This window comes from Mesorhizobium sp. M0618, assembly GCF_040320765.1.
Taxonomy (GTDB): Bacteria; Pseudomonadota; Alphaproteobacteria; order Rhizobiales; family Rhizobiaceae; genus Mesorhizobium.
Map to the genome: position 1 here is coordinate 1 of NZ_JAMYQH010000024.1, position 15079 is coordinate 15079.

The window sequence follows — 15079 nt, forward strand, 5'->3', positions numbered from 1 at the left end:
ACAAACTCCAACTTCCCATCCATCACGCTGGTGTTCCCAAATGGCATCGCGAACCTCCCGGCGCAAAGCACGCCAAACTGTTCGCGATGTCCTCGCACACCTGTTCGCGATGTCTCCGGTCCAAACAGGGGGGAGATCGGCAGCTTGGCCGCTCTGCCTATCTCTGCACCGTTTGTAACTGGCGAAAGCATTGGAGACATCCGATCTCCCTCCTTGCGGGGGAGATGGCCGGCAGGCCAGAGGGGGGTGCTGTCCCGCCGACATAAAAATGCCTTTGCAGCGCCAGTCGCTCTGCGTTGACCCATGGTCAGATCTGCCCTTTCCCTGCAAAATGGCCCACCACAACTCACGAGAACCCCATGCGACAACTGATCTCCACCGGTTCGCCCTTCGAAAAGACCGCCGGCTATTCGCGCGCGGTGGTGCAGGGCGATTGGTGTTTCGTGTCGGGAACGACCGGCTACGATTATGCGACGATGACGATGCCCGATACGGTCGAGGCACAGACGCGCAATTGCCTGGCGACGATCGGCAAGGCGCTTCGTGACGGCGGCTTCGAGATGACCGATGTGGTGCGGGCGCATTACTACATCACCGACCAGGCCTTCGTGGACATCGTCTTCCCGATCCTCGGCGAGACGTTCGGCGACATCAGGCCGGCGGCGACGATGATCGTCTGCCAGCTCAACAGACCGGAAATGAAGATCGAGATCGAAGTGACGGCGCTGCGGCGCACGGCATGAAAGGCAGGCCGATGAAAGTCCGGCGTATCGTTGCCAACATCGAGACATCTAATATCGCGGCGGCGAAGCGCTTCTATCAGGACGTGCTCGGCCTCGACGTGCTGATGGACCTTGGCTGGATCGCGACCTACGGTTCCGATCAAGAGATGCAGGTGCAGGTCAGCTTCATGGCGCAAGGCGGCTCCGGTACGCCGGTGCCGGATCTGTCGATCGAGGTCGACGATGTCGATGCGGCGCTCGACGCCATGAAGGCCGCCGGCTTCGCCATCGAATACGGACCGGCCGACGAGCCCTGGAGCGTGCGGCGCTTCTATGTGCGCGATCCGTTCGGCCGGCTGGTCAACATTCTCTCGCACAGGTGATGGTTTAGCTCGGGTTCCTCGCCCCCACGTGAGTGGGGGAGAGGTGGCTCGGCGAAGCCGAGACGGAGAGGGGGACTGGCGCTACGGTAGCCAGACCAGCGATTGCCGCGGGCTAAGCCAGCGCCCTACGAAAGCCCCCTCTCCGGCCGCTTCGCGGCCACCTCTCCCCCGCCTTCGGCGGGGGCGAGGAACCCAGGTTCTGAGAAGCCTGGCGCGGCGGCATGCGGCATAGCTGCGCCTGTTCTGCGCCGCAGTGTTTTTCCTCCCCTTGCATGCAACTCACTTGGCGTTTAGCAAAGCGCCGGTTCAAATTCTTTCTGGGACGGTTCTCCATGGCAACGAAGCATCTTTTCCTGCTCCCCGGTGACGGCATCGGTCCCGAGGCCATGGCCGAGGTCAAGAAACTGATCGCGGTCATGAACGACAAGCTCGGCAGCGGTTTTGCCACCGATGAGGGGCTGGTCGGCGGCTGCGCCTATGACGCGCATGGCGCGGCGATCTCCGATGCCGACATGGAAAAGGCGATGGCGGCCGACGCGGTGCTGTTCGGCGCCGTCGGCGGTCCGAAATGGGATGCGGTGCCCTACGAGGTGCGCCCTGAGGCCGGCCTGCTGCGGCTGCGCAAGGACATGGAGCTGTTTGCCAACCTGCGCCCGGCCATCTGCTACCCGGCGCTGGCGGCGTCCTCCTCGCTCAAGCAGGAGGTGGTCGAAGGCCTCGACATATTGATCGTGCGCGAGCTGACCGGCGGCGTCTATTTCGGCGAGCCGAAGCAGATCATCGATCTCGGCAACGGCCAGAAGCGCGGCATCGACACGCAGGTCTACGACACGTTCGAGATCGAGCGCATTTCGGGCGTCGCTTTCGAACTGGCACGCACGCGCAAGAACCACGTCACCTCGATGGAAAAGCGCAATGTGATGAAGTCGGGCGTGTTGTGGAACGAGGTCGTCACCCAGACCCACAAGGCACGCTATTCCGACGTCAAGCTCGACCACATGCTGGCCGATGCCGGCGGCATGCAGCTGGTGCGCTGGCCAAAACAGTTCGACGTCATTGTCACCGACAATCTGTTCGGCGACATGCTGTCCGACATCGCCGCCATGCTGACCGGCTCGATCGGCATGCTGCCGTCGGCCTCGCTCGGCGCGCCTGATGTGAAGACCAAGAAGCGCAAGGCGCTCTACGAACCGGTGCACGGCTCGGCGCCCGACATTGCCGGCAAGGGCATCGCCAACCCGATCGCCATGATCGCTTCCTTCGCCATGTGCCTGCGCTATTCCTTCGGCATGGTCGATGAAGCCGACCGCGTCGAAGGCGCGATCGCCGCCGTGCTCGACGCGGGCCTGCGGACGAAAGACATCATGTCCGATGGCATGACCGAGGTCGGTACGGTTCAGATGGGCGACGCGATCATCGCCAAATTCCTGGGCTGATATCGTGACGGTCGACGTCCGCTGGCCGACGATCGAGGACGCGACGGCGCTCGCGGCCATATTGTGCGAGATGGCGGTTCACTACCGGCAGCCACCTCTCAATGCCGGCCGGGCCGTGTCTACCGCACGAAAATGGCTTGGCGAGGAAAGCCCGGCCTATCCGCATTTCGCGCTCGCCTTCGTCGAGGGCGAGGTCAGCGGCCTGGCGTCGGTGGCGATCGCGCATCCCGGCATCGATCTTGAGCGGCTGCTGTTCCTCAAGGATTTGTTCGTGCGCGACAAAGCCCGCAACGCCGGCGTCGGCCGAGCAATGATCGGCTTTCTCGCCGATCATTGCCTGCGCGAAGGCATCGGCCGCGTCGACCTGACCACCGAGGACTGGAACGAAGGCGCGCTGCGCTTCTACGACCGGCTTGGCGCCGAACGCCACGGCCAGAAGGTCTTTCTCAGACTTTCGGGCGATGCGCTGAAGGCGGCTAGACCCTGACACCCGCCGGCACCGGCCCCCACTGGTTTTCCCGGGCCTGCGTCGGGATCAGTGCGAAGACCAGGATGATCAGGCTGCCGATCGTCGGGATCAGCACCACCAGATAAAGCCAGCCCGACAGGCCGATGTCATGAATGCGGCGAACGGTCATGCCGAGGCTGGGCAGCAATGTCGCCAGAACGAAGGTGCCGCAAAGGCCAACAGTTACCGCCGCCGATACGCTGCTGTCGAAATTGCCCATTTCGTTGTCGGCGAAAAGGCCGATGCCGCCGATGACAAGCAGCGAGACCATCCAGAACAGGAAAAAACCCCAATATTCCTTGCGACGGGCGCGACCGGCGAAATTGAAATAGTTCTGCGTCAAGCCACGCCAGAAATAGCCCCAGAGATCACTGGGCTCGGCTATCTCGGAAGACCGACCGAAATGCTGCGCAGGAGACGGCGCCGCTGCAGGCGGAACGCTGGCCTGGGCCGGTGCGGCCTTGATGCTGGGGTCTGCGGCCGCCGGAGGGGCGGTCGGAGCAGCGATCGAAAAGACGTCGCGCGCCTGGCCGCCACCCGGCTGGAACTCGACGGCCGTGCCGTTGGGCATGGCGGTCTGCCGGCGCAGGTTCTCGCGGGTGAAGGTGTAACGGTTGCCGTCGGCCCCGGATATGAAGCCAAAGCCCTGGTCCTCGTCGTAGTGAAGAACTTCGCCCCGCATTTGCCACCCCCCGCTCGCCACGTCCCAGCCGAAGGTGGCACAGGCCTGCGCCGATGGGCAAGCCAGCATGGCTACCCTCTTCGCGGCAAATGAAGCATAAGGCATCGAGTGCAACCGCCTTCGACAGAAGCAGAACATGACAGTCGAGAGTCCTGACAGTAAAACCGTGATTGAAGATGGAGTGGAAAGAAGACCTCCCAGGCTGGCCATCGACGCCACCGGCCTGACGTTCTGGCCGTCCGGCCAGGGACTTGTCGGCATCCCGCGGGTGGAAAGCTTTCTCGTCAGCGCGGCCCTGGCCGATCCCGACCCTTGCGTGGAGGTGGTGGCGTTCCGACCGTGGGAAGGCCGGTTTCGCCCCCTCGCTCCTTTCGAGCAGGACCATGTCGCGACGGGCGAGATTTCACCCTGGCGCCTCAAACGATGGCCTGGGAGACGCACGGCGATGTCGCAGGCCCTCGAAGCGGTGAGGCAGCAGCCATGGGGCAAGCGCGACGCCGACCGCCATCTTGCAAAGACGGTGACCCATGGCCGCAAAGGGATTGCCTATCAGGCGACCAGGCTGCTGATCCGGGCCTATCGGCTGTACCAGCGGGCGCGGACCCGGTCGGCCCCGCGTCAGGTTCCAAGCCAACCGGACGAGACTGAACGCGGCTTTGTCCTGATCAGCCATCACATTCTGACCGGGGACGACCGAGCCGCCGTCTCCGGGCGCGCCGGTGGCCTTGCGTTTCTTTGCCACGACCTCATCCCGACACTGCGCCCCGACATGGTTGGTATGAGCCCTGGCGAGGCTCGCTACGGGTCATATCTCGAGCACCTCGTGCGTTCCGGCGCGCCGGCATTTTGTGCCTCCGACGAAGTTGGTGCGACGCTGACCGATCATATGCAACAGGCAGGCGTCACGCAGCCGGTGGTATATCGGTTTCCGATGCCGTCCATCCTGTACGAAACGGCTTCGCGCATGGGCGAGACTTCGCGCATCGAGGCCGACGAGCCGTTCGTGCTCTATTGCTCGACCATCGAAGTGCGCAAGAACCACATCCTGCTGGCACGGATATGGCAGCAGGCGCTCGACGAGGGCGTCACGCTGCCGCGGCTCGTCTGCGCCGGGCGCTGGGGCTGGATGATCGATCCGCTGCGCGCCTATCTCAAGGCCCATCCGAGATTGCTTGAGCGGGTTACGTTCACCGGAGCGATCAGCGATGAGGAGCTCATCCGATATTATCGCAGCGCTTCCTTTGGCGTCTTTCCCTCGCATATCGAGGGCTGGGGCTACGGCGCCTCGGAATGTCTCGATTTCGGCGTTCCCGTCATCGTCTCGACAGCGCCGGCGTTGATCGAGGCGAGCGGCGGGCTGATGCCGGTGGTCGATTCCAATGACCAGGCCGGCTGGTACGCTGCAATCCGCAGGATGGCGGAAGACCCGGACTGGCGCTCGTCGCTGACGGAACGCATCGCAAAGCAGCATCGCCCGACGGCGGCATCGGCCAGCTGGGCTGCCATCAAGGCTGGCCTGCAGGCAAGCGCGTCGCTCCGGCCGAAGTCCTAGAGCAATTCTAGGAAAAGTGTGAAGCGGTTTTCCGTCTAGAATTGCGTCAAAACAAAGAGTTAGAGCAGATCGCCGTTTCCGTGAAACGGTGAAATGCTCTAGGTGGGCCGCTTCTTCGCCTTCTTGTGCTTGGGCGCGCCGGTGGTGTCGAATTTCGGCTTGCCCGGCTTCTTCGCCCATGGCTTTGCCTCATGCGCGGTGGCCGGGCGCTGATCGACTGCTGCTGGTGCACGTTTTTCGAATTTGCGCTTCGGCGCGTTGGGGTCGAACGGCGCCTTGCCGCGATGCGGCTTCTTGTCGGGGCTTGGCGGCTGGTAGCCGGCGCGCGACAGATCGGGCGTGCCCTCGAGCCGCTTCACCAGGATGTTGCCTTGCAGCTTGCGATCGGGACCGATCGCGGCCAGGAAGCGGTCGGCCCAGTCGGCTGATATCTGCACGTAGGTCTCTTCCGGCTGCATCTTGATGGCGCCGATCTCGCGCTTCGAGATGCTGCCGGTGCGGCACAGCATCGGGATGAGCCAGCGCGGCTCGGCATTTTGCCGGCGCCCGATCGACAGCGAGAACCAGACGCTGTCACCGAAATCGTCGCGGCGGCTGGGCGCCTCGTCGCGGCGCGCGAAACCTTCGCCTGCCGGTCTTTCACGCGACGGCGTGAAGGGCGCGATCTCCATGAGGTCCTCGGGCGCCGAGCGGCTGGCGCGGCACTGGCGCACGAAGGCGGCAGCCACTTGCTCGGCGCCATGTCTTGCGAGCAGCGCGTCGATGAAACCGCGCTCGTCTTCCTTCACCGGCTCGTCGAAAACCGGATCGGCCAGGATGCGCTCGTCGTCGCGCCGCATCACGTCGTCGGCGGAGGGCGGGCTCGCCCATGTCGCCTTGAGGCCGGCGTTCTGCAGCAGCCGCTCGGTGCGCTTGCGGGCGCTGTTGGGCACGATCAGCGCGCTGACGCCCTTGCGCCCGGCGCGGCCGGTGCGGCCGCTGCGGTGCAGCAGCGTTTCGGGGTTGGTCGGCAAATCGGCATGGATGACCAGTTCGAGATTGGGCAGGTCGATGCCGCGCGCCGCGACATCGGTGGCGATGCAGACTTTTGCGCGGCCGTCGCGCATTGCCTGCAGCGCATGGCTGCGCTCGTTCTGGCTGAGCTCGCCGGAGAGGGCGACGACGGAGAAGTTGCGGTTGTTGAAGCGCGCGGTCAGATGATTAACGGCGGCACGCGTGTTGCAGAACACCAGCGCGTTCTTGGCTTCGTAATAGCGCAGAACGTTGATGATGGCATTTTCCCGGTCGGGCTGGGCGACGCTCAGCGCCCGGTATTCGATGTCGAGATGCTGCTTCTCCTCGCCGGCGGCCGAGATGCGCACCGCATCGCGCTGATAGCCCTGCGCGAGCGTGGCGATCGAGCGCGGCACCGTGGCCGAGAACATCAGCGTCCGGCGTTCGGCAGGAGCGGCGTCGAGGATGAATTCGAGGTCTTCGCGAAAGCCCAGATCGAGCATCTCGTCGGCCTCGTCGAGCACCACCGCCTTCAGCGCCGACATGTCGAGCGAGCGCCGGGTGATGTGGTCGCGCAGCCGGCCGGGCGTGCCGACGACGATATGGGCGCCGCGCTCCAGCACACGCCGCTCCGAGCGCATGTCCATGCCGCCGACGCAGGACGCTACCGTGGCGCCGGTCAGCTCATAGAGCCATTCCAGCTCGCGCGTCACCTGCAGCGCCAGTTCGCGCGTTGGCGCCACCGCCAGCGCCAGCGGTGCCGCGGCGTGGCCAAAGCGCTCCGCGCCGTCGAGCAGGGTCGGCGCCAAAGCGAGGCCGAAGGCCACCGTCTTGCCGGAGCCGGTCTGCGCCGAAACCAGCGCATCGGCCTCGCCGAGTTCCGGCGCCACAACCGCCTTCTGGACGGGCGTCAGCTCGGAATAGCCGCGTTTTTCCAGCGCCCTTGCCAGCGCGGGAACGAGTGCATCGAAGTTGGACATCTTACTCTTTCGGAATTCGGATTCTTATATGCCCAGCAATGGGCCTGTCTTCGGCGGGCGTCGGGACGCTCCATGAGCCGGATGGTCATGCCGTTCGTACTTCGTGCCGCCGCGATTGTACAGGGCAACAGGACGCTCATCGCAATTGACTCTTGACGCAAACCGCGTAAAAGCCCGCTTTGAACGGGATCGTTTTTTCGATGCGCGGCCTTTTGATGGCTCTTCTTGCATTCGATGCCCCCAGCCTCAATGCACATCATTGGGCCGGGCGCGTCGGCGCGTCCCCTCGTTCCAGCAAAACCCCATTCTTGGCCAAAAAAACTACCAAAACCACCACCAAAACGGTGTGATTCCCTTGGCCTAACCACCCTCTCCCGGGTTCGGCCCGGGGGACGGAACCCGCACCGGCCAGCGGGTTTCTCCAAAAACCAAGCGGAGAGGGACAGGAGATTTTTCGATGAGTTTCAAGGTAGCGATCGTCGGTGCCACGGGCAATGTGGGCCGGGAAATGCTCAACATACTGGAAGAGCGCGGCTTTCCGGTAAGCGAAGTCGTGGCGCTGGCGTCGCGGCGCAGCCAGGGCACGGAAGTGTCGTTCGGCGACCGCACGCTGAAGGTGAAGACGCTCGACCAGTATGATTTTTCCGACACCGACATCTGCATCATGTCGGCTGGCGGCAGCGTCTCCAAGGAATGGTCGCCGAAGATCGGCAAGCAGGGCTGCGTCGTCATCGATAATTCGTCGGCCTTCCGCTACGATCAGGACGTGCCGTTGATCGTGCCGGAAGTGAACCCGGACGCGATCTCGCTGTTCACGCGCAAGAACATCATCGCCAATCCGAATTGCTCGACGGCGCAGCTGGTAGTGGCATTGAAGCCACTGCATGACTTCGCCACCATCAAGCGTGTCGTCGTCGCCACGTACCAGTCGGTGTCGGGCGCCGGCAAGGAAGGTATGGACGAACTCTTTACCCAGACCCGCGCGGTCTTCGTCGCCGATGGCGTCGAGGTCAAGAAGTTCACCAAGCGCATCGCCTTCAACGTCATCCCGCACATCGACGTCTTCCTTGATGACGGCTCCACCAAGGAAGAGTGGAAGATGGTCGCCGAGACCAAGAAGATGCTCGACCCCAGGATCAAGCTGACGGCGACCTGCGTGCGCGTGCCGGTGTTCATCGGCCATTCGGAAGCGGTCAACATCGAGTTCGAAAAGCCGATCACCGCCGACGAGGCGCGCGATATCCTGCGCGAGGCGCCGGGCTGCCAGGTCTTGGACAAGCGCGAGGACGGCGGCTACATCACGCCGCTGGAATCGGCCGGCGAAGACGCCACCTTCATCTCGCGCATCCGCGAGGATTCGACCATCGACAACGGCCTGTCGATGTGGATCGTCTCTGACAATCTGCGCAAGGGCGCGGCGCTCAACGCAGTGCAGATCGCCGAGCTGCTGGTCGAGCGCGGCCTGATCCAGCCGAAGAAGAAGGCGGCTTAGTTTTCGCTCACGGGCCGTATCGCCGCTGCCGCGGCGGGCCCTCCGCGGGGGCGCCGGACGACCGGCGGCCCGCAGTCGCGGGCTCGGCCTTCGGCCGGGTGCTGAAGGTTAGCGAAGGCATTGATGGATGCCGATCTCCCCACGAGGGGGAGATCGGCAGCTCTGGCCGATGCGCTACGCTCTGTTCTCCCTGGCCAGCTGGTTCAACAGCCCCAGCGCCTCCTCCGCCCGGTCGACCGGCACGAACAGATGGTCGTGGTAGAAGGCCGAAACCGGGTTCACGCCCATGCCGGCGGCGGCGAGGCGCGTGGTGATGGCGGCGAGAAAGCCGACGGCTTCCAGCGACGAATGGATGTTGAGCGTGACCATCCGGCAGCGGAATGACGCGGTCAGTGCCGCAGCGATGGCCTTCTCCTCGTCTACGATCAGCGTCATGCCCCCGCGCTCACGAAACACCATCACCGGCTCGAGGCCTTCCGGCTGAACGACGCCAGGCGCCAGCGTGGCGAAGATATAGGTGCATGCCAGCAGCTCCGGCGTCATCGATGCCAGCAGTGTCTTCAGATCGGTCTCGCCGGTCATTTTTCTCTTCTCTCGACTGAAGTGGTGGGCCGCAGCCCGCAACTCCTCAATATCCACGCCCGTCGGGTGCCGATAGCCTGCAAGGACGACATGGCGGTGTCGCTGGCGGCTGGGCTTGCAGAGCTGTCGCATCGCACAATAAAGGAGGTGAGGGCCGATGGCGGTCCGTGAAAGGCCTTCGATGATCGTTCGCCCGCGCCCCACATTCCTGCAGCTGTTCTTCATCATGCGCGGTTCGGTCGTGCCACGCATCCTGCCGCAGATATTGGGCTTCGCGCTTTATTCCGCGATCATCCTGGCCGTGGCGCGCCGGTTCCAGCTTGATTTCAGCGTCTTCAACATCACGCCTTTCGGCCTGGTCGGCGTGACATTGTCGATCTATCTCTCGTTCCGCAACAACGCCGCCTACGACCGTTGGTGGGAGGCGCGCAAGCTGTGGGGCGCGCTGGTCTTCGAAATGCGCAACCTGGCACGCGCCACCACCAGCCTCATCCCGGACCAGACCGAACAGCGCGCCTTGCTGATGGAAGCGCTCGCCTTCTGTCATTTCCTGCGCGGGCAGTTGCGCAAGATCGACAGCATGAAGGATGCCCGCGCCTTCATCGACGCCGAGGCGGACAAGGCAGCAGCCTTTTCCAATCCGGCGGATGAGATGGTCAGGCGCATGGGCCGGCGTGCCAATGCGCAGCGCCGGGCGGGCGACGTCGACTCGATCGGCTTTCGTATCCTCGATGAGAGGCTCGCGTCGATCGCGGCCATCCAGGCCGGCTGCGAGCGGATCGCCGGTACGCCGTTACCTTTCGCCTACACGCTGCTGGTGCATCGCACGGCCTATATCGTCTGCCTGCTGCTGCCGATCGGCCTGATCTCGACCACCGGTTGGGCGACGCCGCTGTTCACGGCGCTGATCGCCTACACCTTCTTCGGCCTCGACGCGCTTTCGGAAGAGCTCGAGGATCCGTTCGGCACCGAGGCCAACGACCTCGCCCTCGACGGTCTCTGCCGCGTCTGCGAGATCTCGGTATTCGAGGCGCTGGGCGAAACGCCGCCGAAGATGATCCCGGCGGAAAAGTTCTATTTTTCGTAGGCGAAGGCGCGCGGGTTTAAAAGAATCCGCCCCGCTGTCGGATCGCGGCCCCATGCCACGTCCTTGGGTCGACCCCTGCGAAAGGGCTCGACCATCAGGAGGGACCACCATGAGCATTTCCGAAACCGCGCCCGTCTCGCCGGGCGCTTTGTGGACCGGCCGCGTGCTCAGCGGCGTCATCGTGCTGTTCATGATCTTCGACGGCGTCATCAAGCTGCCGCCGCTCGATGTCGTCACCCAGACGATGGTGCCGCTCGGCTGGCCGGCCGATGCCAATGTCGCGCGCATGCTTGGCGTCATCGGCCTGATCTCGACCGCGCTCTACGCCTTGCCGCGCACCGCGGTGCTCGGCGCCATCCTGCTCACCGCCTATATGGGCGGCGCCATCGCCACCAATGTCCGCGTCGACAACCCGCTGTTCTCGCACATTCTGTTCGGCGTCTATCTCGGCATTATTCTGTGGGGTGGCCTGTATCTGCGCGATGCCAGGGTCCGCGCGCTGATCCCGTTCAGCCGATAGATCCGCTCGAAGCATCGCTTTCAACTCGAAGCCTGGAACCCTTTGCCGGGCAATGTCTTAGGGATCGAATCGCCGAGTTGCGAGTTAGAGATTCGCTTGGCGGCGGAGGCGGCTCCTATCGGAGAGGAACGACGATGAAGAAAACGATGCTTTTGATGGCGCTTCTGGTGCCGCTCGCCGCTTGTTCGCAAACGGAAAAAGGCGCGGCCGTTGGCGGCCTCGGTGGCGCTGCCGTCGGTGCGGCGGTCGCTGGCGATCCGGTTGAAGGCGCCGTCGTCGGTGGTGCTGTCGGCGCCGTTGCCGGTGCGCTGATCGGCCGGGCAAGCGAGAGCGGCGAATGCCGCTATCGCGATCGGCGGGGCCGCGTCTACATCGACCGCTGCCCGAGCGGTTATTGATCGGCAGCTCTTACAGACAGAACCGAACAGCAAAACGGCGGGCCTTGGCCCGCCGTTTTCCTGGATGCGATAGGGCAATACTTATTCGGCGGTGGCGGCTTCCGCCTCGGCCGGTGCTGCTGCGGCGGCCGCAGCCGCGGCAGCAGCGTCTTCCTGCGCCTTCTTCAAGAGCGAAGCACGTTCCTGCGCCTTCTTGCCCGGCTCGGCCTTCTTCGGGTTGGAACGGGCGTCGCGCTTGACGAGGCCGGCCTCGTCGAGGAAACGCAGCACGCGGTCGGTCGGCTGGGCGCCATGCGCCAGCCAATGCTTGACGCGGTCGGCGTCGACCTTGACGCGTTCGCCGTCCTTGGGCAGCAGCGGGTTCCACGAGCCGATCGACTCGATGAACCGGCCGTCACGCGGCGAACGGGCGTCGGCAATGACGACGTGGTAGTAAGGACGCTTCTTCGAGCCCGCACGGGCCAGTCGGATCTTCAAGGGCATTTATTTTCTCCTAAAAAGGCTGATTTGGTTGATCGGTTGGTGGCTGGTTTCTCAGCCGGCTTTCATCACGCCGTTGGAAGCGGCGATCTGTTCGTGGTGGCGGATCACTTCGCGGACGACGAAGTTGAGGAATTTTTCCGCGAAATCCGGGTCGAGATGGGCATCCTTCGCCAGCTGGCGAAGCCGGGCGATCTGCTGCTGCTCGCGTGCCGGGTCGGCCGGGGGCAGGCCATGCGTCGCCTTCAGCACACCGACCGCCTTGGTGCAGCGGAAGCGCTCGGCCAGCATGTGGATGAGGGCCGCGTCGATGTTGTCGATCGAGGCGCGGTAATCGGCCAGGAGAGCGCGAGCGTCGGCCATGTCCTTCTCTTCGTTCATGGCGTCCTCACTTCTTCTTGCCAAGGCCGGGCAGGCCGCCGCCCATTCCGGGCAGGCCGGGGAGCTTCATGCCGCCGGGCAGTCCGGGTAGGCCGCCGCCGGGAAGGCCTTTCATGCCGCCGCCGAGGCCGGCTGCTTGCGCCTGCTTCTGCAAGGCTTCGAGCTGCTTGGGATCCATCTTCGACAGGTCCGGCATGCCGCCGCCCATCATGCCGCCACCCATCATGCCGCCACCCATGCCCCCGGGGCCGCCCGGCATCATGCCGCCGAGGCCCATCTTGGACGCGAGGCCGCCCATCATGCCGCGCATCAGGCCGCCGCCTTTGCCCTTGCCGCCCATCGCCTTCATCATGTCGGCCATGCCGCGATGCATCTTGAGCAGCTTGTTGATTTCGGCCGCGTCGGTGCCGGAACCGGCGGCGATGCGCTTCTTGCGCGAATGCTTGAGCAAATCGGGATTGGCGCGCTCGGCCTTGGTCATCGACGAGATGATGGCGAGCTGGCGGCCGAACATCTTGTCGTCGAGACCGGCGGCGGCCATCTGGTCCTTCATCTTGCCCATGCCGGGCATCATGCCCATGATGCCGCCCATGCCGCCCATCTTCGACATCTGCTGAAGCTGGCCGGCGAGATCGTTCAGGTCGAACTTGCCCGACTGCATCTTCTTGGCCATCGCCGCCGCCTGCTCGGCGTCGATGTTCTCGGCGGCCTTTTCGACGAGCGAGACAATGTCGCCCATGCCGAGGATGCGGTCGGCGATGCGCTTGGGGTGGAATTCCTCCAGCCCGTCCATCTTTTCGCCAGTGCCGATCAGCTTGATCGGCTTGCCGGTGACGGCGCGCATGGAGAGTGCAGCACCACCGCGGCCGTCGCCGTCCATGCGGGTCAGGACGAGGCCGGTGATGCCGACGCGCTCGTCGAAGCTCTTGGCCAGGTTGACGGCGTCCTGGCCGGTCAGCGAATCGGCGACCAGCAGGATTTCGTGCGGGCTCGACACCTTCTTGATGTCGGCCATCTCGACCATCAGCGGCTCGTCGATATGGGTGCGGCCGGCGGTGTCGAGGATGACGATGTCGTGGCCGCCGAGCTTGGCCGCCTGCACGGCGCGGCGGGCGATGTCGACCGGGGACTGGCCGTCGATGATCGGCAGCGTGGCGACCTTGACCTGTTCGCCGAGCTGACGAAGCTGCTCCTGCGCGGCGGGGCGCCGCGTGTCGAGCGAGGCCATCAGGACCTTCTTGTTCTGACGCTCGGAAAGACGCTTGGCGATCTTGGCCGAAGTGGTCGTCTTGCCCGAACCCTGCAGGCCGACCATCATGATGACGACCGGCGCCGGGGCATTGAGATCGATGGCGACGCCCTCGGCGCCGAGCATCTCGACCAGTTCGTCATGGACGATCTTGACGACCATCTGGCCGGGCTTGATCGATTTGACCACGGCAGCGCCGACGGCCTTCTCGCGCACCTTGTCGGTGAAGGAGCGCACCACTTCCAGCGCCACGTCTGCTTCGAGCAGCGCCCGGCGCACCTCGCGCAGCGCCGCCGAGACATCAGCCTCCGACAGGGCTCCGCGGCCGGTGAGGCCGTTCAGGATCGAACCAAGACGTTCCTGTAGCGATTCAAACATTCGTTTTCCTTTTCCCCGGCATCCGGATGATGCCCGAGAGGTAATGCGTTCGCGCCCAGTGTCCAACCAAAAGCCAAAACCAAAAAGCACCCGGGGGCGCTCAGCGCTGCCGGGTGTTGGCCTCCAGGATCGATTTACAGCACTTCACCTCAAAGAGGCTTCGGCGTCCTGGTCGGCTTGCTCGGAGGGATACTCGTCGCGGAATTCGGGGCGTGTAGACAGGAAATCGGCCGCGGAGTCAAGACAAAGACCGGATTGCGTCGTTCCCGGCCTGCAATCAGGCCGTGCTCGCCCGGTCCGGAAGCTCGGCGGCAACCCTGAGCGGCGAACGCGGATGTAGAAGCAGCACGATGGTCAGCAGGCTGCAGGCGATGCGATGAGAACCGCATCCGACGTCGCCCAGCCCGGTCCTTCGAGCGGCCTGGCATTGAACAGGGCGAAGGAATTGTAGCTTTCCTGATGCGAGATCAAGAGAAACCCGGTCAGGTTGTTGCCGAGATGAGCACCCAAGGCGGCGCCGAGATTGCCGGTTGCGTAGACGACAAGTGTCAGCAGCAGCGCGAAAGCGGCGATCGACGCCAGCACGCAAGCATTGATGGCTGGTGACGAACTCGCACTCCAATGCAGCGAGGTGAACAGCAGGGCCGGCAGCAGGGCCCAGACGAACGGGCTCGTGAACCGGCTGGCGAGACCGCGCAGCAGGTAGCCGCGAAACAGCAGCTCTTCCGAAGAGGTCTGCACCAAGGTAAGCGCGGCGATCGGGATCGCAAACAGCAGCCAGGATGACAGGCTGATCGGGCCACGCGTGATCTGCGGCTGCAGCAGATAGAGCAGGATTTCGGATATGAACGACGTGATCAGCACCGCGATCAACCCTTTGAGGAAGCCGGGCCATGAAACTCGTCGGCTGTTGCCGAGCAGCGCCGACAGCTTCTCGCCATGCACCCAGCGCATCGCGACCCACAGGCCGATCCAGATGCCGGCAAACGAGACGAGCGCGGTGAGGATGCCGAGGGGCGAAGCGAGGAAGCCCTGAATGCCGGATGATGGGGTCGCCTGCCAGGCGATGAAGGCATAGGTGCCGCCGACCAGCACGGCCACGGTGGTTGCTGCCCAAAAAAGGACCACGATCCCCGTTCCGAGCAACAGGCGCGGTAAGGTCGTCCTGGCGTTCGGCGAATGCCTGTAACGCTCGAAGGCGGCCGGATCGATGGTCACGCGGGCTCCTTTGCCAAAGTCATCGCCTATTGACTAAC

The 15079-nt window shown here is 64.2% G+C and carries 16 protein-coding genes; 9 read left to right on the forward strand and 7 right to left on the reverse strand.

Translation table 11 applies throughout. The features are described from left to right. Positions 1-359 precede the first annotated feature (359 nt). The 4 genes from NKJ04_RS23175 (at position 360) to NKJ04_RS23190 (ending at position 3028) form a co-directional block, all read left to right on the forward strand. A complete protein-coding gene (locus NKJ04_RS23175; RefSeq protein ID WP_023810902.1) occupies positions 360-743 on the forward strand; it encodes a RidA family protein in 384 nt (127 codons plus the stop codon). 11 nt (positions 744-754) lie between these two features. Then, the gene (locus NKJ04_RS23180) at positions 755-1105 is read left to right on the forward strand and encodes a VOC family protein (RefSeq protein ID WP_023810903.1); all 351 of its coding nucleotides are present in this window, start codon (positions 755-757) and stop codon (positions 1103-1105) included. A gap of 332 nt (positions 1106-1437) precedes the next feature. After that, on the forward strand, positions 1438-2541 hold the full coding sequence (leuB, locus tag NKJ04_RS23185) for a 3-isopropylmalate dehydrogenase (RefSeq protein ID WP_352677481.1): 1104 nt from the start codon (positions 1438-1440) through the stop codon (positions 2539-2541). Between the two features lie 4 nt (positions 2542-2545). Further along, entirely contained in the window at positions 2546-3028 is a 483-nt protein-coding gene (locus tag NKJ04_RS23190; RefSeq protein WP_352677482.1) for a GNAT family N-acetyltransferase, read from the forward strand. Here the strand turns inward: NKJ04_RS23190 and NKJ04_RS23195 are convergent. Continuing rightward, positions 3018-3731 carry a DUF805 domain-containing protein gene (locus NKJ04_RS23195; protein WP_352677483.1) on the reverse strand — a complete coding sequence of 238 codons (714 nt, stop codon included), beginning with the start codon at positions 3729-3731 and terminating at the stop codon, positions 3018-3020. The two genes, NKJ04_RS23190 and NKJ04_RS23195, sit on opposite strands and share 11 nt — an antisense overlap. 181 nt (positions 3732-3912) lie before the next feature. Here NKJ04_RS23195 and NKJ04_RS23200 point away from each other — a divergent pair, with 181 nt between their 5' ends. Beyond that, positions 3913-5283, forward strand: a complete 1371-nt coding sequence (locus NKJ04_RS23200) for a glycosyltransferase (RefSeq protein ID WP_352677484.1) — start codon at positions 3913-3915, stop codon at positions 5281-5283. Positions 5284-5381: 98 nt separating this feature from the next. Here the strand turns inward: NKJ04_RS23200 and NKJ04_RS23205 are convergent, their stop codons facing one another. After that, positions 5382-7256, reverse strand: coding sequence for a DEAD/DEAH box helicase (locus NKJ04_RS23205; RefSeq protein ID WP_352677485.1), 1875 nt, complete (start codon positions 7254-7256; stop codon positions 5382-5384). A 457-nt stretch (positions 7257-7713) separates the two neighbouring features. Between NKJ04_RS23205 and NKJ04_RS23210 the strand changes: the two genes are divergently transcribed. Next, positions 7714-8748, forward strand: coding sequence for an aspartate-semialdehyde dehydrogenase (locus NKJ04_RS23210; protein ID WP_352677486.1), 1035 nt, complete (start codon positions 7714-7716; stop codon positions 8746-8748). A 174-nt stretch (positions 8749-8922) separates the two neighbouring features. Here the strand turns inward: NKJ04_RS23210 and NKJ04_RS23215 are convergent, their stop codons facing one another. Further along, a complete protein-coding gene (locus NKJ04_RS23215) occupies positions 8923-9330 on the reverse strand; it encodes an ACT domain-containing protein (protein WP_352677487.1) in 408 nt (135 codons plus the stop codon). 157 nt (positions 9331-9487) lie between these two features. On the opposite strand from NKJ04_RS23215, the gene NKJ04_RS23220 reads away from it, so the two are divergent. The 3 genes from NKJ04_RS23220 (at position 9488) to NKJ04_RS23230 (ending at position 11335) form a co-directional block, all read left to right on the forward strand. Next, the gene (locus tag NKJ04_RS23220) at positions 9488-10417 is read left to right on the forward strand and encodes a bestrophin family protein (RefSeq protein ID WP_245273215.1); all 930 of its coding nucleotides are present in this window, start codon (positions 9488-9490) and stop codon (positions 10415-10417) included. Positions 10418-10526: 109 nt separating this feature from the next. Further along, positions 10527-10937 (forward strand): DoxX family protein, encoded by a 411-nt coding sequence (locus NKJ04_RS23225; protein ID WP_352555599.1) that lies wholly within the window; start codon positions 10527-10529, stop codon positions 10935-10937. A gap of 134 nt (positions 10938-11071) precedes the next feature. Beyond that, positions 11072-11335 (forward strand): YMGG-like glycine zipper-containing protein, encoded by a 264-nt coding sequence (locus NKJ04_RS23230; protein ID WP_023811331.1) that lies wholly within the window; start codon positions 11072-11074, stop codon positions 11333-11335. 81 nt (positions 11336-11416) lie between these two features. On the opposite strand, the gene rpsP is transcribed toward NKJ04_RS23230, so the two are convergent. The 4 genes from rpsP to NKJ04_RS23250 all read right to left on the reverse strand — a co-directional run bounded on the left by rpsP (position 11417) and on the right by NKJ04_RS23250 (position 15041). Then, positions 11417-11818, reverse strand: coding sequence for a 30S ribosomal protein S16 (gene rpsP / locus NKJ04_RS23235; protein ID WP_023811330.1), 402 nt, complete (start codon positions 11816-11818; stop codon positions 11417-11419). A gap of 51 nt (positions 11819-11869) precedes the next feature. Next, entirely contained in the window at positions 11870-12196 is a 327-nt protein-coding gene (locus tag NKJ04_RS23240) for a chorismate mutase (RefSeq protein ID WP_023811329.1), read from the reverse strand. A 7-nt stretch (positions 12197-12203) separates the two neighbouring features. Beyond that, positions 12204-13823, reverse strand: coding sequence for a signal recognition particle protein (gene ffh, locus NKJ04_RS23245; RefSeq protein WP_352677488.1), 1620 nt, complete (start codon positions 13821-13823; stop codon positions 12204-12206). Positions 13824-14177: 354 nt separating this feature from the next. Further along, entirely contained in the window at positions 14178-15041 is an 864-nt protein-coding gene (locus tag NKJ04_RS23250; protein ID WP_352677489.1) for a CPBP family intramembrane glutamic endopeptidase, read from the reverse strand. Positions 15042-15079 lie beyond the last annotated feature (38 nt).